Origin of the sequence: Paenibacillus xylanexedens (genome assembly GCF_017874615.1) — a bacterium.
Lineage (GTDB): Bacteria > Bacillota > Bacilli > Paenibacillales > Paenibacillaceae > Paenibacillus > Paenibacillus xylanexedens.
On sequence record NZ_JAGIKV010000005.1, the window covers coordinates 330,113 to 349,280 of the forward strand.

18 protein-coding genes, 1 rRNA gene and 1 riboswitch are annotated in these 19,168 nt (G+C 47.8%); of the genes, 7 read left to right on the forward strand and 12 right to left on the reverse strand.

All coding sequences use genetic code 11. From position 1 onward, the window contains the following. Nucleotides 1-64 precede the first annotated feature (64 nt). From J2Z28_RS09095 to J2Z28_RS09130, 8 genes are all read right to left on the reverse strand, one after another. Nucleotides 65-736, reverse strand: a complete 672-nt coding sequence (locus J2Z28_RS09095; protein ID WP_211082018.1) for a methionine ABC transporter permease — start codon at nt 734-736, stop codon at nt 65-67. Then, entirely contained in the window at nt 733-1,542 is an 810-nt protein-coding gene (locus tag J2Z28_RS09100) for a methionine ABC transporter ATP-binding protein (RefSeq protein WP_211082019.1), read from the reverse strand. Before J2Z28_RS09100 ends, J2Z28_RS09095 begins: the two co-directional genes overlap by 4 nt. A gap of 131 nt (nt 1,543-1,673) precedes the next feature. Beyond that, a complete protein-coding gene (locus J2Z28_RS31645; protein ID WP_211082020.1) occupies nt 1,674-3,977 on the reverse strand; it encodes an outer membrane protein assembly factor BamB family protein in 2,304 nt (767 codons plus the stop codon). A gap of 101 nt (nt 3,978-4,078) precedes the next feature. Then, the gene (locus J2Z28_RS09110) at nt 4,079-4,873 is read right to left on the reverse strand and encodes an energy-coupling factor transporter transmembrane component T family protein (protein ID WP_211082021.1); all 795 of its coding nucleotides are present in this window, start codon (nt 4,871-4,873) and stop codon (nt 4,079-4,081) included. Continuing rightward, nucleotides 4,848-6,419, reverse strand: a complete 1,572-nt coding sequence (locus J2Z28_RS09115; RefSeq protein WP_211082022.1) for an ABC transporter ATP-binding protein — start codon at nt 6,417-6,419, stop codon at nt 4,848-4,850. Before J2Z28_RS09115 ends, J2Z28_RS09110 begins: the two co-directional genes overlap by 26 nt. Beyond that, on the reverse strand, nt 6,420-7,013 hold the full coding sequence (locus J2Z28_RS09120; RefSeq protein WP_036672660.1) for an ECF transporter S component: 594 nt from the start codon (nt 7,011-7,013) through the stop codon (nt 6,420-6,422). A 512-nt stretch (nt 7,014-7,525) separates the two neighbouring features. Beyond that, complete coding sequence (locus J2Z28_RS09125) at nt 7,526-8,194, reverse strand: pectate lyase (RefSeq protein ID WP_074093623.1); 669 nt, start codon at nt 8,192-8,194, stop codon at nt 7,526-7,528. A 347-nt stretch (nt 8,195-8,541) separates the two neighbouring features. Continuing rightward, complete coding sequence (locus J2Z28_RS09130) at nt 8,542-9,417, reverse strand: radical SAM/SPASM domain-containing protein (RefSeq protein WP_074093622.1); 876 nt, start codon at nt 9,415-9,417, stop codon at nt 8,542-8,544. A 217-nt stretch (nt 9,418-9,634) separates the two neighbouring features. After that, nucleotides 9,635-9,737, forward strand: a riboswitch (TPP riboswitch). A gap of 157 nt (nt 9,738-9,894) precedes the next feature. Here J2Z28_RS09130 and J2Z28_RS09135 point away from each other — a divergent pair. The 7 genes from J2Z28_RS09135 to J2Z28_RS09165 all read left to right on the forward strand — a co-directional run bounded on the left by J2Z28_RS09135 (nt 9,895) and on the right by J2Z28_RS09165 (nt 16,238). Beyond that, on the forward strand, nt 9,895-10,662 hold the full coding sequence (locus tag J2Z28_RS09135) for an ABC transporter ATP-binding protein (protein WP_211082023.1): 768 nt from the start codon (nt 9,895-9,897) through the stop codon (nt 10,660-10,662). After that, complete coding sequence (locus tag J2Z28_RS09140) at nt 10,649-11,479, forward strand: ABC transporter permease (RefSeq protein WP_244988185.1); 831 nt, start codon at nt 10,649-10,651, stop codon at nt 11,477-11,479. The genes J2Z28_RS09135 and J2Z28_RS09140 overlap by 14 nt, the downstream gene beginning before the upstream one ends. Before the next feature lie 168 nt (nt 11,480-11,647). After that, a complete protein-coding gene (locus tag J2Z28_RS09145; protein ID WP_211082024.1) occupies nt 11,648-12,721 on the forward strand; it encodes an ABC transporter substrate-binding protein in 1,074 nt (357 codons plus the stop codon). 165 nt (nt 12,722-12,886) lie between these two features. Then, nucleotides 12,887-13,699 carry a hydroxyethylthiazole kinase gene (thiM, locus tag J2Z28_RS09150; protein ID WP_211082025.1) on the forward strand — a complete coding sequence of 271 codons (813 nt, stop codon included), beginning with the start codon at nt 12,887-12,889 and terminating at the stop codon, nt 13,697-13,699. After that, the gene (gene thiD / locus J2Z28_RS09155) at nt 13,696-14,508 is read left to right on the forward strand and encodes a bifunctional hydroxymethylpyrimidine kinase/phosphomethylpyrimidine kinase (RefSeq protein ID WP_211082026.1); all 813 of its coding nucleotides are present in this window, start codon (nt 13,696-13,698) and stop codon (nt 14,506-14,508) included. Before thiM ends, thiD begins: the two co-directional genes overlap by 4 nt. Further along, complete coding sequence (gene thiE / locus J2Z28_RS09160) at nt 14,508-15,173, forward strand: thiamine phosphate synthase (RefSeq protein WP_211082047.1); 666 nt, start codon at nt 14,508-14,510, stop codon at nt 15,171-15,173. The genes thiD and thiE overlap by 1 nt, the downstream gene beginning before the upstream one ends. A 321-nt stretch (nt 15,174-15,494) precedes the next feature. Next, a complete protein-coding gene (locus J2Z28_RS09165; protein ID WP_211082027.1) occupies nt 15,495-16,238 on the forward strand; it encodes a MerR family transcriptional regulator in 744 nt (247 codons plus the stop codon). A 556-nt stretch (nt 16,239-16,794) separates the two neighbouring features. On the opposite strand, the gene J2Z28_RS09170 is transcribed toward J2Z28_RS09165, so the two are convergent. The 4 genes from J2Z28_RS09170 to rrf all read right to left on the reverse strand — a co-directional run. Then, complete coding sequence (locus tag J2Z28_RS09170) at nt 16,795-17,277, reverse strand: hypothetical protein (protein ID WP_342357486.1); 483 nt, start codon at nt 17,275-17,277, stop codon at nt 16,795-16,797. A 321-nt stretch (nt 17,278-17,598) separates the two neighbouring features. After that, complete coding sequence (locus J2Z28_RS09175) at nt 17,599-18,255, reverse strand: deoxynucleoside kinase (protein ID WP_036672670.1); 657 nt, start codon at nt 18,253-18,255, stop codon at nt 17,599-17,601. Further along, on the reverse strand, nt 18,252-18,875 hold the full coding sequence (locus J2Z28_RS09180) for a deoxynucleoside kinase (RefSeq protein WP_076253494.1): 624 nt from the start codon (nt 18,873-18,875) through the stop codon (nt 18,252-18,254). The genes J2Z28_RS09175 and J2Z28_RS09180 overlap by 4 nt, the downstream gene beginning before the upstream one ends. Before the next feature lie 198 nt (nt 18,876-19,073). Then, nucleotides 19,074-19,168 (reverse strand): 5S ribosomal RNA (gene rrf, locus J2Z28_RS09185); the annotation flags it as partial.

Consider the following 19,168-nt stretch of genomic DNA (forward strand, 5'->3'; position numbering starts at 1 on the left):
TTCATGTCTACCCCTCATCGTATAATCTGTATTGGTTATTCTTAATAATGCACGGTCCAACCGTTCAGGATCTACGATCCAGCCAGTGGGACAGTCTGCTACCTGTGAATTGGATCATCTGTACCAGGATAATCATAATGATGATCGTAAATACCATAATCTCCGTTTCGAAGCGCTGATAACCGTAGCGAATGGCAAAATCGCCAACCCCGCCGCCACCTACAATGCCCATCACCGTCGAGTAGGAGATGAAGCTAATGGTAGCTGTCGTGAGTCCCAGTACAAGACCAGATCGTGCCTCCACGTACAAGAATTTCACCACAAGTTGCATCGTTGATGCCCCCATGGAAGCAGCAGCTTCAACCACTCCCCTCGGTACATCCAGCAATGCTTGTTCCACCAGTCTGGCGTAGTAGGCAATCGCAATAACCGAGAGTGGCACGGTTGCCGCCAGTGTACCGATGGACGTTCCCACGACAATCCGTGTGAATGGAATCATGAATACAACCAGCAGTAAGAACGGAAACGAACGAACGATGTTGACGACACTGCCGAGTACAAAGGACAGCGTTTGATTCTGATACCGTTGTCCTTTTCGGAATAAGTACAGCAGTGTACCCAAAGGTAACCCGATCAGAACAGCTGCCGCAATGGAGATGCCCACCATGACAAAAGTCTCTCCAATCGCCTGCCATATCTCATGCTGATATTTCAGCACAGACTCAGGTAACCTCATGACTTGTCCTCCTGTTCTGCCTGACGGAACAGAGACGAACCTGTCATCCCGTATTCGTCACCCGCAAGCAAGGAGGTCAGCAGATCAGGCTGCGGAGCAGGGATACTGCTCACTTCCGCTTTAGACAACGTACGAACGAGTCGCCCATCCTTCATGACGGATATCCTGTGACATAGTCTGCGAGCCACTTCCATCTCATGCGTTACTACAACAATGGTCACGCCCAGCGTTTCATTGATATGTCGCAGCACATCCAGGATACCGTTCGTGGTCTGTGGATCAAGCGAAGAGGTCGGTTCATCACAGAGCAGCACATTCGGACGACTGGCCAGCGCTCGTGCAATCGCCACACGCTGCTTCTGTCCTCCGCTAAGCTGAGCAGGATATTGACCCGCCTTGTCTTCCAGTCCAACAAACCGCAGCACCTCAAGTCCACGTTCAACTCGCTGCGCACGGGGCATACCCGCAAGCTCCAATGGCATGCAGACATTGCCACTCACCGTTCGGTTACTGACAAGATTGAAGTGTTGAAAGATCATACCAATGGATCTTCGTGCCTGACGCAGACTCTGTTCATTCATCTGGGTCAGGTGCTGCCCATTCACAACAACCTCACCATCATCCGGCTTCTCCAATCCGTTGAGCATCCGCAGAAGCGTGGATTTGCCTGCACCACTCGATCCGATGATGCCATGTATTTCTCCTTGTCCCACTTCGAGGGACACCGAGCTTAATGCTTCGAATCCCTGATCTGCACTGGAACCGCGCTCGTTATAACGTTTGCTTACACCATATAATGAGATCATGGAGAGTCCTCCCGTGAATGATCATGCATGGTTCTTCAAGAACACATGAAGAAAGCCCGCACAGCCGATAACCGGAGCGCGAGCAAGCCTGTTCATTTATAATAAATCAACATCCCTTACGAGACAAGCTTTTAAGGTGAGATTGCCTCCTGAAGGCGGCTGGCTTCATATACACGAAAACGTCCGTTGGACGAACCCACATACACTTCATTACCGATCCGGTTGATCGTTCCATTCTTCGCATCCCGGTCCCGGTGCTCCGGGTTTCCCATCACAACGTCATGTACACGACCTAACAGTGCTCCATTCTTTTTGTTCATCACGAGAAGATTTTCGTCCATGGGCAACAGCAACTGATCATCAATGACCAGATAACTTCCCTGATTCGTCGGATGCCTTAGTGTTGCAATCGTATCTTTGGCATTCCAACGCGTCTCCCCCGTTTTATAATCCAAAGCCGCCGGATAGCCATTCTTAATCACATACAACTGATCCTCTTCCACCAGTCCTCGTTCAATCTTGCCCTTGATCGTCCAGCGTGTATTGCCTGTCTTGGCATCATACAGGATGGTTGTAAAATCTTCATATTCGCCGTAATGATCGCCGTTTTTGTTCTCACGGATCAACAGCATGCCATCATCCAGCTCCTCAAATCTCTGTCCTACCCGAGCAAGGAATTGGGCAAGCTTTTTCCCCGTGTTCAGATCAAGCAGAAGCCACTGATTATCTAACGATAGCCATCTTTCAGCATTCGTGGTTGCAAAGGGATCCAGACGTTCGATTCCATCAAAATATGGATCATTCACAAATTGTTCTATGGTAGAACGTTTAGCTTTCAAGCTCCATACGGTTCGGCCCGATTGCGGATCGGCTGCAACTAGCTTATTCTTTTCCCAATACAACACATAAGGGTCATCTGCACTCTTGTTCAATATTTCATAACCCGTAGCCAGTTTTCGCGTCCACAATGTTTTTCCGTTTGCACTGTCCAGAACCGTTAACCAACTGTTGCTTGAGCTCTCAACAACCGGGGTATCCACAACCACAACGTTCTTCGCAGCGGTGATACCATTTAGTCTAAAATTTTGCTTAGGGGTGTACGTCCACGTGACCTTTCCGTTCTTCAAGTTCAAATGACGAATATGATCCACGTATTTTTTCTTATCAGGGTCATAATCGGTGTAGATTGTAACGTATTTGCGCTCTGCATCCACCTCTGCCTGCTGTCTTCCAAAGCCCCCATTAATCCCCCATAATTTCTGGCCCGAATGTCGGTCAAGAGCATATATGGAACCTTCGTAGTAATCCCCGCTAAATCCACCGTCATCCCCTTTCATCAGGAGTACATCATCCGTGGCTGCTTGTAAAAAAGTGTAGTTAATATCCCCCTGGTTGGTCCATACCGGTTTCCAAGGGATTGTCGTTGGCAGTGTTGTGCCATAGATTTTTGTTGTGAACCCATATTCATCCGCCCGACTGATGTTCCAATCGGAAACGACAGCATTTCGATTATCCTGTGCTAAATTCCAGCGTGTTCTGACCAGTCTGCCATTCTTGTTGAATGTGACCAGAAATTGCGCATCTTGCCGCTCATATCTCCAGGTCTGTCCAATACTCATTGCATAACCCGTGAAATTTAGATTGCTTGAACTCTCTTTCCACTCCGGCTCGCCCAACCACCCAGCCATTTGTTTGGAGGTGGTTGCCTTGTTCAGCTTAATATCTGTCAGATGGCGTATAACCGAAGTTGGCAGCGATGCATCCTGTTGGAACCAACCATCAGTCACATTCATCCGCTGTTCTATAGCCTGTGCCTTGATCCAGAAGAGTCCTGGCCGATACGTGGAGGATACTTTATTCCAGACTCGTGGGGCAATGGAGACCCCATACGATCCTTTCCACTTTGCAACAATAACAGCCTTATCTGTTAGCGCTTTCTCAAAAGACCAGGTTGTAGAACTATCTGGAGCCAGATACAGCTTGCTGCCTGATTGGAGTGTGAAGCTTTGGGGAGCTGTTTCCGTCATGCTTCTACTCTCCTTCAGTGCATACCAACTTGGCAGCCAAAAGTTTCCATGATCGGTTGACTTAAGCTGCACCCACTCGCCTCGAACCGAGGCCAACGTATACTTTTCGTTTTTTGTTGTATAGTATTCAATCCCCATCTGGTCAGCAGCCACACCGCCGTCCCTTCTGTTTTTGAACAGAGGGATGTCATTAATAAGCGTAACGGTGTCTCCTTTTTTGTAAGCTAACTTTGCAGTTAAGACTTGGGAACTTGCCCCCAATGCTTGTGGCGTTGTAGCCGAAGCTTGTCCTTCAAGGGCGACCATTTTGGAATCCAGCAGCATCCATCCCGTCAACAGCATAGCTGATAATCCAGTCATGGTAATCCATTTGTACCCCGTTCTCTGCCAGTCAAGACCCGTCTTCACTCTCGTTCATCCCCATCCATTAGAAGTTATTTCCAATAGAGACGCAGAAAAAAGGAAAAAGTTACCGTTTACCTCAATATATTTCTATCTATCTGCCCGTATTACCTTACATCCACCATCGTAGCATGATAAGGAAAGGTGACCCCAATGTAATAAGCAGCGGTTAAGGTGAGCATATAATAAAATACAAACCACAGATCAGCTCGGGAATAGCCAATCTGAATGTAATACGTTCGGCTCGCGCCATCCGTAAACCCTTTCGCTTCCATCGCTACCGCCATTCGCTGTGCACGGCGAATGCTCTGTGCCAGCAGCGGAATAGCGTAACGCTTGAGTGTACGATACACATTCCAGCGAGAGCCGCGTTGCTGTGTTCCACGAATACGAATCGCATAACGGAGCGTCTGGAATTCATCCAGCAAAATGGGGATCATGCGCATCGCGGCCAAAAAGCTATAGGCATATTTTGCAGGAAGCCGCCATTGCTGCATCAGTGAATAAAACAGCCTTACCGGCTTCGTTGTCAGTCCGAACAGCAGGCCAGCCGCTGCCATGCTCAACGAGCGAAAACCCAAGTGTAGACCGCGATAGAAACTCTCTTCGGTTATGTGGATCAGTCCCCACTTATACCATGTGGTCTCGCCCTTACCAAACATCATCATACCTGTAGACGTCGAGATAAACACCAGAATGAATGGTGATGCGTACAGTATCAATCTGTACCACGGATGACCTGTCCAGCACAGTAATAACATCATCGCCATCGCAACGTTGGTCATTACATTCAGATTGTGAATGAGGATAACGATGACAAACATCATCGTCAGAATGATCATCTTTAATCCCGGATTGACGTTATGAAGCCAGGTTTCACGGTGAGGAAACGACAGTTGCATCAGATAACCTCCCCTCATCTACCATCCAGATTCGGGTGCAATATCTTTTTACGATTTCACGATCATGGGTAACCATAACAATGGCTGTTCCCTCTCTCCGCAATTGCTCCAGCTGTGCTAACATGGCAAACGTATTGCGGGCATCCTGTCCAAAAGTAGGTTCATCCAGCAGCAGTATTCGCTGCTCTCTCACCAGTGCAGAGGCAACGCTCAAGCGTCGTTTCTGCCCCATCGATAATTGGTAGGGATGGCGCTCGGAGAGTTCTATTAGCCCAAATTGATTCAACATATGATCAGTCCTGACAAGTCTTTCTTTCGTTGTCAGCCTGCCCCCCAGCAATGAGACTTCTACTTCTTCCGCGACCGTGTTGGTCACAAATTGAAACTCCGGGTTCTGAAATACAAACGCAATTTGATCTGCAAGCTGCTCCGTTTTGCCAGAAGGCTGACCGTCCACCTCATAATGACCTGTTGTTTTCAGGATATTCATCAGAGATAACAACAACGAACTCTTGCCAGCTCCATTGGCTCCGACAATACCAATCCAGTCTCCATACCATACCTTGGCCTGCTCCACCTGAATGAAGGGTGTTTTCCCACGCCATCCGGTGAACTGTTGCAAGTCCAGTGCAGGCAGATAGGCGGGTGATACAGGCGATAAGGATGAGACGTGAGATATGGGGGATATACCCGGTGTATCAGATAAGCCAAACGATTGCTGTGCTTCCAAACTTGAGATGCCGTGATCCACACACACTTGAAGCTTTCCAGAAGCACTTCCCTCTTCTTCCTTAGCTGTCTGCTCTTGCTCCTCCCATATGCCTGGATACCAGATTCCATAAGCCTTCAGCTTGCCCCGTTCATCCGTAAATACCTGCTGTGCTGGCCCATCCGCCACAATCTTTCCTTCAGGTGATAACACAATAATTCGGTCGACCATATCCACAATCTCGTTTATTTTGTGTTCAACGATGATGATTGTTTTGTCGCTGGCGATCCGTCTGATGGTATCCCACACTTGGGAAGTCCCCTCATCATCCAGCAGTGCAGTGGGTTCATCCAAAAACAATACCTCCAGGTCCATGGCAAGCATCGAAGCAATCGCAAGACGCTGCTTCATCCCCTGAGACATGGACTGGATCAATACACGATTCTGTTCAAAGGATAACCCCACTTGTTTCAGATAATATTCAATCAGAGCAGGCATCTCTTCACGCGGAATATTTCGGTTTTCCAGAACAAATGCGATCTCTTCATCCGTAAAGGACATACAGAACTGGGTATCCGGATCTTGAAAGACCACTCCTGCTTGGGCGGGAACCTGAATATCATCACATTTCATCGGAATCTCTACCGAACGTGGAATTAAACCGCTCAAAATTTGCAATAACGTCGATTTACCGGAGCCACTTGGACCAAGCAACAGCACTTTCTCTCCTTGACGCACAGAAAGAGACAAGCCTTGAAATACCAAGGCTTTCTCTCCCGGGAACTTGCATCTTAGATTAGTCACACTTACCGCTTGCGAATTCCCTTCCCCGTTCATCTAATCCAGCGCCTCATAATCTTGTTTGGACACCGGTCTGAGTGAACGTGTTACACCTGTCAGTTCCAATGCTTTGGCAAGATAATAAGCGAACACTCCAGCAATCAAGATGCTTCCAATGAAGCGGAATCCGATAAATAACGTATAATTCCAGGCCGAGAGTGAATCAATATACCCGTACTGGTAATCAAGCAAAAGCGAAGCCGCTGCAGCTCCTATGGCTGCAAGACAGGTGACAAACAGATTGGTTTTGCGATACAAAAATGCGGCGAAGAATATCTCCGCTCCCAATCCTTGCAACAGACCGTATACAAGTGTGGACATGCCCCATTCACTACCCAGAAAGGCACTTACCGTTGAAGCCGCAACTTCGGCAAGAATAGCCACACCTGGTTTACGAATGATAACAAAAGCAAACGTGCCCGCCATAAACCACATGCCGTAGATCATCTGCTCCGCATGAACACCAAATGGTTTCATCAAGTCATATGTAGGTCCCCATATCTTGTAAATCACCCCAAACACTACTGCGATCACGATGGTTACCAGAATATCCGTTAGTTTCAATCGCTTGTTGCCTGCTGTTGTTGCCATGTTCTCTACGTCCTTCCTTTGTCCCCTGTGAGGGTTATCAAAATAAACGAAAAAGCCTCCCCGGTTCCGGGCAGGCCTTACGTACAGTGTACAATCCTCACAATGATGTATTGGATGGATGTCGAAAATACGGAATATCAGCCAGCACCCCTCGGTCATGGCAGATACACCACCACAGTTCAAAGAGGTCTGTTGTTCATCCATGTTCATTCCCACAATTCACCCTTACATATCGCAAATCCATGTTCTCTACGCTGGCATTACCCAGATCAGATGTACGGTCAGCGGCACAAGGCCACTCTCTCAGCCCAACTTCATTGAGCTCCCGGTTCACTTATTTCATTGCTTCTAATGTACATCAGATGGGTATTTGTGGCAATGGTCTCTACAAAAATCAAAAGTTGTCATAGGAAAAGGCATCCCCCTGGATGCCTTTTGGACATACTTCACGATGTGAAATAGCTACCTTATCCGTACACGCCTTCAATGCGTATTCCAAGGTATCCCTGTTCTTAATATTGCGTGTTCCCAGACTGGCTCGTTTTCCCCGAAGCAAACCCCTTGAACAACGTTGGTACTTTGGAATAACGGGTATTCGTAATTTTCCCTTGTGATGAGCTGCTGTCTGTACGCATAATCGAATCTTTTACATTAGAAATGTTGGAGTTATCCAGCGTCATGTTAACTGCAAAGGAAGTTCCACCATTTTGGCGAACCAGTTTGCCAATATCATCTGCACGAAAATTTTTGATGTTAATTGTTCCAGCTGCATTCATCTGGAACACTTTATCATAAGCCTTATACGCTGCCCCACCGGTAATGTTAACCGTTCCGGCAGACTTCAATGTCAGAGCATCCTCGCCCACGTCCTCCCAGACTACATTCGATATATTACAGTTACCATAACAGTGAACACCATCAGCAGCTGGTGATCCAATGTTTACGTTTTTGAGCGTGGCCCCTGCCTCCAGACGGAAGACTGGCTTCTGATTTTCTGCTTGAGATCCGTCGCCCAGTGTGGAAGGATTGGCTACAAATGTTTTACCTTGGCCGTCATAGGTCGTGCCCTTTGGAACAACAATCGTTGAATTTACAACGGTAGGTGCAGCAGCAACCGGAGCTACACCAAATACGGAAGCAACCAAACCAGCCGACAGCAACAACGTCAATATTTTTTTCATAACTTTATTCCTCCCTTATTCTCTCGTTATTTGGTATTGTACAAGCCTGAGCTTGTCCTGAAGTTCGTCAGAGGTGCACCTCTGCCCGAACCACAACCTAATCCTACCAAATAAGGAAGGTAACTAGAATAATCATTAGATCAGATATATCATGACATCGCACAATCCCTGTCTTATCAGCATTTTTTGCATATCAGGTCACTCAAGCAATATGCTGATATCAACCTCTGGTATGCTCATTTGTAACGTATGTACCCCTCACTTAATCCCCGGTAACAAAGAAAGACCACTACATTTGTCTCCAAATGTGTGATCTTGAATGGCTTCTGGCTTGCTGATATAAGATATCAGGCTCCGAATCTCTGACGATAACCGCACTTTCGACACAACTCTTCCACAGCTTCCCGCTTGGAGAAGCCATATACCAGATTGTTCGCTCGCTCACCCTCAATAATCTCCGAGAATGACTTCTCGTGCACATTACCAAGGTTAATCACACCCTCGCCATCGAGACAGCATGGAACCACCGTTCCATCCACAAGCACAGCTGCCTGACCACGCAATGCATGGCAAAAACCTTTGCCGTCATCTTCAGGTGCATCCAGACTCGGCCACTGGAACTCATGGTCCTGATTCAGATATACATTTCGGGCAATTTTGACCCCGCTGCCTGGAACCACTTTTTCCTCAATGCGGAAGTCCAGATTGAACTCACGTTCCAATACTTCAAGGGTCTCCCGATTTCGATTCATCTGAGCATTTGTGAAGTTATCCTGTGTCAGATTCCAGAGCCGGAATGAGATGATGACATTGTGCTTAACGGCCTCGTGTACAAAGGACAAAATATGACGCAGGTATCCGTCACGGTCTGTTGAACCTTCATGCCCATCGAAGCTGTGCAGGGAGAAATTCATCTGCCGCAGCGCCGGTTTGCCCAGTAATTTATGCTGAGTCTTGGGCAGCAGTGTACCATTCGTTGTAATGTTCACCTTGAGTCCCTTCTCATGTGCGGAATCGAGCAACAGATCTATTTTGGGATGCAACAAGGGTTCGCCTTTGACATGTAGATAAATATGATTGGTGTGTGGTTTAACTTGATCCAGTATATTGTTGAAGACTTCAGGGTCAATGAATCCTTTGGCACGCTGCGTCTGAGGACAGAAGCTGCACGCCAGATTACAGATACTTGTGATCTCAATATATACTTTTTTGAACGTTTTCAACTCGGGTCCCCATTCTGCCTAGGAGGGAGAACAATCCCACCTGCATTTGTGATCCGGCCAATATGCGCCACCACTATTATATCGGGTTCATGAGCCAAGGTAAATTGTTCAGTTGTTCGGGTCTGACTCCAAGTTCATATCAAGAATTCCATCATGCTGCCTCTTTACAGTTCATGTTCAAGTGATATATGCTGAACACACAACTGCATATCTTGAACTTTTGCACTAGGGGAGCCTTGCGGCTGAGACGAATATGACTATTCGGACCCTTTGAACCTGATCTGGATCATACCAGCGGAGGGAAGTGGAGCGGCCTTTTAGTAAGCGGAATTTTTTCATGTATGTGAAGATAAATTGCGGATTTAACTTACAGACCCACTCATTTCTCCGGAAATGGGTGGGTCTTTTTTGTTTCTTTTGCAGAGTATAGGATGCCGTTGTTATTGCAGCAGTCTGACATCAAGGGGGGAGGATCAGATGAACAACCATGTAACCATTCACAACGTTAGCTTCGCTTTTCCTGAAAAAAAGGATTCACCCGTGCTCGCCAATGTGTCGCTTCAGGTTCAACAAGGAGAATTTGTCTCGCTCATCGGCTCCAGCGGATCAGGTAAAAGCACACTCTTCAAGCTGCTCGCAGGCTTGCTTGAGCCAACCGTTGGCACCATCGATATAGCTGATGTACCGCACGGACAACGGCTCGGACGAGTCGCCTATATGCCGCAGAAAGACCTGCTGTTATCCTGGCGTACCGTCATGGAGAACTGCCTGCTGCCTGCCGAGCTGGCACCAGGCCGACAGGACAAGGACAAACTACGAGCCGATATCATCGCTGGATTGGCAAGGTTTGGCTTGTCCGGTTATGAGCAGGCCTATCCGGATGAGTTATCCGGCGGCATGCGGCAGCGGGTGGCACTGCTGCGTACCTTGCTTACAGGCGGGCAGCTCATGTTGCTGGATGAACCCTTCGGTGCACTCGACGCTTTAACCAAACGAGAAATGCATCGCTGGTTATTGGAACTGTGGGAGGGCATTGGCCAAACCGTGCTGTTCATTACACATGACATCGAAGAAGCCCTGTTGTTAAGTGACCGTATCATTCTATTAACTCCAGGGGGACAAGGTCAGCAGTTGCGGGATATGACGGTTCCTTTGCCACGCCCAAGGCATTCGGACATGATCTACGAACCGGCTCTCGTGCAGATGAGGCAACAACTGGAGGAACAATTGCATGCAAAGCGATAGAGCTGAGGTTAGCGTCTGGACGTGGTGTTTAAAGTGGCTCTCGAGGTCGTTTTCCCAATATGGTTTGTTTATTATGCTCATGTTCTTATTACTGGCGATCTGGGAATTGATTGTGCGTATGGGATGGGTGCCCTCCTTTATCATCCCTGCACCCACGGCCATCGTAAGCTCACTGGTTCAGCATCGCCGTCTGCTATTGACCATCCATCTGCCTGCTACCTTTATGGAGGTTCTTGTTGGTTTTGGCTTGTCCATAGTGACCGGAATTATGCTAGCGACAGGCATGCATATGAACCGATCGATTGAAAAGGCCTTGTATCCCTTCATTGTGATCAGTCAGACCATCCCGCTGATTGCCTTGTCCCCCGTATTTATCTTGTGGTTTGGTTACACGTTGTGGAGCAAAGTCGCGGTGGTATTCTTAATCGCATTCTTCCCCATTGTGGTCAGTACCTACGATGGACTCCGCCAAGGCGATCCGGAGCAGCGTGAACTACTGCTCACCATGGGCGCCAACAAGTGGGATATTTTTTGCAAACTCCAGGTTCCACTGGCACTTCCCTCTTTTTTCTCGGGGTTAAAGATGTCTGTGGTGTACTGCGTGGTTGGGGCAACGATTGGCGAATGGCTCGGTGGCAGCAAAGGTCTCGGATACTTCAGCCGTCGCATGTCCAGCAACATGAACACGGATGCGATGTTTGCAGCTATTGTGCTTTTATCCCTGCTGGGGATCGTTTTGTTTGTACTGATTGCCTGGCTGGAGAAACGGTTTTGCTTACGACGTCATCGTCATGGAGGCAAAAGAAACGTTGGATAATAGTTAGACAGAAATTAGATGTAAATACAGGAATGACGATCTTCAAAACAAAACATACCTTATGCACCATTTCAGCAGCAAACTTCAATCAGTTCATTGTCACATTGTCGTTAACATGCTGTTGTCCATTTTCTACAAATTAAAACGCTGAAATGAGGAACTTCATTTATGAATAACAAAGGTATACACTCCCTGCTTCCCATCATGCTCATTAGCCTTTTGCTATTCGTTAGCGGATGCAGCACCACGAATACCAGCAAAAACACGCCAACAACAGACTCTGCAACCCATGCACAACAAACAGACAAGTCTGCAACCGAACCAGCATCAGACGCCAAAGATAAGCTGTCCATCATGCTCGACTGGTACCCGAATGCAGTACACTCCTTCATCTATGTTGCTCAGGAAAAAGGATACTTTGCAGACCAAGGTCTGGATGTCGAAATTCAGATGCCTGCGGATACCAATGATTCACTCAAACTTGTTGCTGCCGGAAAAATTGATCTGGCTCTAAGCTACCAGCCTCAAATTTTGCTCGCTCGTGGCGAGAACATTCCTGTACGTTCCATTGCTGCTGTTGTTCGCCACCCCCTAGTGCATCTATTGACCGAAGCAAATGGCAACGTGAGCTCACCCAAAGATCTTGACGGAAAAACTGTCGGTTATTCTTCGATTCCGCTGTATGAAGCGATGGTTCGTACGATGATTAGCGAGGATGGCGGCAATCCCGACAACATGAATCTGGTTGACGTTGGGTTCGATCTGATTCCTTCGCTGGCTTCCGGACAGGCAGATGCGATTATGGGTGGTTTTATTAACCATGAACAATTGATTTTGGAGAAAGAAGGACATGCCATGAGTTCGATTAACCCCGTCGATTATGGTGTGCCTGATTATTATGAATTGGTCCTGACCGCAAGTGAAGCTGGCATTGAAGCGAAAAAAGACCAACTTACCCGGTTCGTCAAAGCGGTCCAGGAAGGACAAAAATATGTGACTGAGCATCCAGAAGAAGCCTTGAATATTCTGCTCGCTCATGAGAATGAAACGTCTCCGCTTGACCCGGAGATCGAAACCAAAAGTCTGGCGATTCTACTTCCACTTATGAATGAAGAAGGCCAACCGTTTGGTCGGCAGGAGATGGAGTCGTGGGAGAATGTACGCGCATGGCTCGTTGAACAGGATTTGATTCCTGAATCGGTGAAAGCCGAGGATGCTTTTATTACTCTGCAAGGAGAGTAAATGATTTAGATTTTACGTTTCTGCTTTTCCCGCATTAATGATCTGGCTGTTGTTAGACTCTGCGCCCCAACTCAACAAGGAGACTCATATCCTATTATTCTGCTGAGTGACCCTTCATACTGGCCTTCTACCGATGGGGTTACTTCATAACAAGGAGGAAATTATATGTCTTATCTGAAACGTGTTCGTACGCAAAATCCGCTGGTACACAATATCACCAACCTTGTCGTGGCTCCCTTCACAGCCAATGGTCTGCTTGCACTAGGTGCGTCCCCTTTTATGGCCTATGCTCATGAAGAGGTCGCTGATGTCGCCAAGATGTCAGGAGCCGTGGTACTCAACATCGGTACACTCGATGACAAAGTCGTTCAGGCGATCCGTCTGGCAGGCCAATCGGCTAATGCGCATCACGTGCCTGTGGTGCTTGATCCGGTTGGAGCTGGCGCGACCACCTATCGTACAGAAACCGTGCAGATGCTCGTTCGTGAACTTCGTCTCACAGTACTGCGCGGCAATGTGGCAGAGGTCGCCAATGTCATCGGTGAGAGCTGGAGTATCAAAGGTGTGGACGCAGGATCAGGTGAAGGCGACCGAATCGGCATTGCGGAGCGGGCAGCGCATAAACTTGGCTGTGTCGTGGTCATTACCGGAAAAGAAGATATTATTACTGATGGACAATCCACATTCCTCACGAGTAATGGTCATGCCCTGCTCACTCAGGTCACAGGTGCTGGCTGTCTGCTCAGTTCAGTGATTGGCGCTTTTACAGCCATAGCGGAATCAGGAGCCGATCTTCTAGGCAGTGTTGTTGAAGCGCTCGCGTTTTATGGTGTAGCAGCTGAACTGGCGGCAGAGCGGACAGCTCATCAGGGGCCGGGCAGCTTCCAGATTGAATTGTTGAATCAACTGGCACAAGTAACACCAGACCTCTTGGCAGAACGCGCACAGATCCGTCAGATCCATGGAGGTGCAATATGAGCATTGCTCAAGCGCTAACCATTGCAGGTTCTGATAACGGGGGCGGCGCAGGCATTCAAGCCGATGTGAAAACATTTCAGGAGCTTGGGGTATACGGTATGACGGTTATTACCGCTATTGCTGCCCAAAATACAACAGGTGTGCAGGGCGTCTTCCCCATCTCTTACGATGGCATTGCCCAGCAATTGGACTCGACCGGCGAAGACTTTCAACCAACCGCAACGAAGACCGGCATGTTATATAGTGCCGAGATTATTCGTCTAGTCGCTGAGAAATGGCAGCAATATCGTTGGTCTAATCTGGTCATCGATCCCGTGATGGTAGCCAAAGGTGGCGCCTCCCTTCTCCAGCAGGAAGCTGTACAGGCGTTGATTACGGAGCTGTTGCCCCATGCCCTGATCACAACACCTAATATTCCGGAAGCGGAACTACTTACCGAAATGTCCATCACGAATATGAATCAGCGGGAAGAAGCCGCAAGACGGATTGTACAGATGGGCTCAACGTATGCTTTGGTCAAAGGTGGTCATGATGAAGGAAGTGGTATGATCGTGGATGTGCTCTACGATGGGCAGTCTTTTCATTACCTGGAGAATGTTCGTGTGGTAACACGTCATACACACGGAACAGGATGCACGTACTCTGCTGCGATCACCGCAGAGTTAGCAAAGGGTTCACCTGTTCTTTCTGCCGTTATGACCGCGCGAGCATTCATTCAGGCAGCCATCGAAGATGAGTTGGGGATTGGGGCCGGACATGGGCCGACAAATCATTTTGCGTATCAGCGCAGACAGCGGGGTGAGCAGTGATGCACCCTTGGGATGCAGAAGCGGTACGACGCACGATGCAGGTGTATTTGGTGATGGGCAGCGTCAATACAACGCAAGACCCTGTGGAAGTGCTGCGCCAGGCCATTGCTGGCGGCATTACGCTGTTCCAGTTCCGTGAAAAGGGAACTGGCGCCCTGGTCGGCGAAGCTCGCATCACGCTTGCGATGCGGCTTCGCGAGGTGTGCGGCCAGCACGGAGTCCCGTTCATCGTGAACGATGATGTGGAGCTGGCTGTAGCGGTGGAGGCCGACGGCGTGCATGTCGGCCAGGAAGATGCGGACGCGGCGCTGGTACGCGCCCGCATTGGAGATGGGCGGATGCTTGGCGTATCCGCCCACTCCGTGGATGAGGCGCGCCGTGCGGTGCAGGCGGGCGCCGACTACCTTGGCGTCGGGCCAATGTACCCGACGCGCTCCAAAGCGGATGCCCACGCTGTGCTGGGCCCCGCAGGGGTGGCGGAACTGCGCGCCGCAGGCATCGCAGTTCCGGTTGTGGGTATCGGCGGCATTACGCCCGATACCACGGCCGCCGTGATGGCGGCTGGAGCCGACGGCGTAGCCGTCATCTCCGCCATCGCGGGCGCGGCCGACGTGCGCGCAGCGGCTGCGCAGTTCGCTGCGGCAGTGCGCGGGATGCAGGCGTAGCCCTGCTTCCCTGCACTGCCAGCCCCGTGGGCTGCACCGCATACATGGTGCAACCCACAACTGCTCACGCTCCTCTCCATAACAGAGGAGCCTCAAAACACCCCCCCGGCGCAGCAGCAACCCATGTCTTCGACTTAGAAGCGCATCCGCTCCCTACAGTGACTGAATGTTATAATAATTCAGTCATATCCAGTCACATCTATTCACCAATCCATGATCAAGATGCAGCTTCCATGCTCGCATCTTGTTTTTTTCATTTTCAACGGTTGACTCTCACGTAACGTGACACTGTACAATCGATGTTGTAAGGAGGTTTCTCACATGGCCATGAAGGTAAAAGAAGTTGCCGAACTTGCCTCGATCAGTGTGCGCACACTGCATCACTATGATGAGATCGGACTATTAATTCCGGACGAAGTGACTTCAGCCGGGTATCGATTATATTCAGATGCCAACCTGGAACAGTTGCAGCAGATATTATTTTTCAAGGAACTCGACTTCTCTCTGAAGGAGATTAAAAACATTATAACCAACCCCTCCTTCAATCCAGAAGAAGCACTAAACATGCATCGACTTATTCTATTGGAGAAGCGACAACGCTTGGACCAAATGATTGCGACCATCGATAGAACGGTTTTACACGTGAGAGGAGAAATTAAAATGACAGCCAAAGAACAATTCGAAGGGTTTGATTTTAGCCAGAATCCATATGAGCAAGAAGCGCGGGAACGTTGGGGAGACCATGCCGTCGATCACGCAAATCAGAAGCTGCACAATAAATCAACCACGGAGCAAAAGGCTCTATCCGATCAAATGAACGAAATCTACAAACATCTGGCTTCACTTCGTCACACAGAACCAGCATCCGCCGAGGCACAGGCCGGTATTCAAGAATGGTACACCTGTCTAAACCTAATGGGAAGCTACTCACCTGAAGCCTTCAGAGGACTTGGTCAGATGTACGTGGACGATGAACGCTTCACGCGTAATATTGATCAGTTTGGCGATGGTTTGGCATTATTTATGAGAGATGCTATGGCTGTATTTGCTGACCAAAACAAATGATATAGCCCTGTATTCAACCACATACAGTATTATTCAACTCTCATTGCCGTCAGATGTGCACTGTAAACGATAGTCTGGAAGTTACCCCCCTGTCCTGAAAAGGTGCCATCAGCTTTATTCGCTGTAAATGACCATTCGGATATTTGAACCTACCTCCTGGGGTGACCCTATCGTTCTTGTAATTAACCTTATGAACATAATGAATATTTACTAGGGTTATGTGGTAAGTAATTTAAATCGATCCGAATTGTTGCGAAAGTTATGAGCCGTATCCCGCCTACTGCCCAGTATACACACAAAAGGGACGTCCGCCCTCTCAGGCGTCACGTCCCTTTTGTGTATGCAAGTAACTCAGCCGCAATGTGAACATGCCTAACTGCTGCTCACTCTGAGTACTTTATGAATATCTTTTAAAGCAGATTGCTATTTACTACGTTTTTTTTCCGCTCCCAGTCCTTCAATATAACCGTTTCACCAGATGCTTAGGATGATGAGCATTAAGTTTCTTCTGTCAAACGTTCTTCATTTTGCAACCAAGCGTCCACCGTCTATCCGATTAAGCTCTTGGCGCGTGATCCGATGAAGATGCATCCGTAGCTAGACTGGTTCTCGCCATCCGGCCAGGAATCTGCCATGCAGATACAATCGCAAGCACAATGAATAATAAATCAATCGGTTGACTGAAGTACTCCTGGAAGGTTTCCACAAACGCACTGATCATCTCGCTATCAAACACAAGTTCCATCACGCTTACATCACCAAACAGTTCGGAAGTAAAATATACGACCGTTAGATATTTCCCCAGCAAAATACCAACAAGTGCAAACAGTACGGCAATAATCTTATGTACCGTCGCAATTCGTTTATTGGAGAACAACACAACTGCGTAACCCGTGAGCGCTCCAATCAAAATCGCAATTAATCCCACCTCATAATCGGTCATTGCAGCAATAGCTGCCCATACGATGCCTCCCAGAATGGCTGCAATTAAACCACCAATGATCGGCATACCGATTTTAACTCCTTGTTTCTCTTCCACGTTGTCTTTCCCTCCTGAGTCATGCATATGCTTCTTTTCCAGAATTCACCTTTCCTATGAAACCACAAAAAGACCTATTATTCAACATTTTTCTACTTTTGGGACCATCTATTTACATAATAGAAAAGATATATTAAGCATCCATTTCCTTATTCGCTCGAATATCATTTTAGTTTTGTCCACAAACATCTCATAATCATTTCCTTGGCACATAAAAACATCCCCCAACAGCATAATCGCCGTAGAAGGGATGTTGTCCATATCTGTATCATAGATATAACAATGTAACCGAGAAAACTACATTGGAAAGCTCTCTCTATCTTACCTTTGCACTTCCTTGGAAGGCTGAATGACAGCTGCAATCTGTGCCAAAATGGCATCCACCGATGCAGGATCATGCACATCATACTCATCAATGTTCAGACGCAGCACAGGGCAAGCTGTAAACTGATCAATCCACACGGAATAGCGCTCGTGCATGTGTTCCCAGTACGAACGGTCCGTTTGGATTTCCATCTCGCGTCCGCGTTCCGTAATACGGTTTAAAATCGAAGGCAGACTACCTTCCAGATAGATCAGCACATCTGGATGTGGGAAATACGGTGTCATCACCATCGCTTCAAACAAACTGCTGTATGTCTCGAAATCTGTAGCAGACATGGTTCCTTGATCTGCATGCATTTGTGCAAAAATGCCTGTATCTTCATAGATGGAACGATCCTGAACGAATCCCCCTCCGAGTTCAAAAATCTTTTTCTGTTCCTTGAAGCGCTCTGCCAGGAAATAAATCTGCAGATGGAAGCTCCAACGTTCAAAGTCATGATAGAACTTCTCCAAATATGGATTATGATCAACTTGTTCCAGAGAAGTCTTGAAATTCAAACGCTGTGCAAGCGCAGCCGTTAACGTGGATTTGCCCACTCCAACCGTACCTGCTACCGTAATTAATGCATTCGTTGGAATGCCATAGTTATTCATATGATATACTCCTTTACCTGATTAACAATTTGCCTGAAGTGTTCAGGATGTTCCACAAAATCGAGTTGCTCTGCATTGACCTTAATGATTACTGGCGGATTCGAGCTATTCGCCAGATAGTCCATTCCTGTTTTGTAATCGGCGATCAGTTGTTCCATATATGCCGGGTCCATATCCTGCTCAAATGAGCGTCCACGCTTGTTAATGCGGTACATCAACGTATCGAGTTCAGCTTCAATATAGAGCACCAGATTGGGCTTTGGCAGATCATCTGTTAACAGATGATAGATTTGACGATATTTATCCCGTTTCGTTCCCTTTAAGGTACGATCGGCAAAAATCATATTTTTATAGATATGATAGTCTGAAATGACTGGGGTATTCTGCTCTACATAATGAACGCCCGTGTCTTCCAGTTGTTTAAACCGATTACACAGAAAAAACATTTCCAATTGGAAACTCCACTCGTCGATATCCTGATAAAAGGAAGCCAAAAATGGATTCTCTTCTACGATTTCTTTAACTAACGGAAGATTCAATTCATGGGAAAGCATCGTTGCCAGCGTTGTTTTTCCCGCTCCGATCGGACCTTCCACGGCAATAAACGGGGCTGATTTCATCGTGTTCACTGTTCCTCCTCGTACTTATGCGTGTTTCCGTTTTCTATATAGACCTCACCTATTGTATCACAGCTTTAAGGATTGGAACGCCAGTATTTTATGTATATAACAAGTCAAATCTGAACTAAGGATTACATTAAATGAATTACACTAAAATAAAAAAGACACACTCGATATCATCAAGTGTGTCTTCCTATTGCTTGGCGGCGTCCTACTCTCCCAGGACCCTGCGGTCCAAGTACCATCGGCGCTAGAGGGCTTAACGGTCGTGTTCGGGATGGGTACGTGTGGAA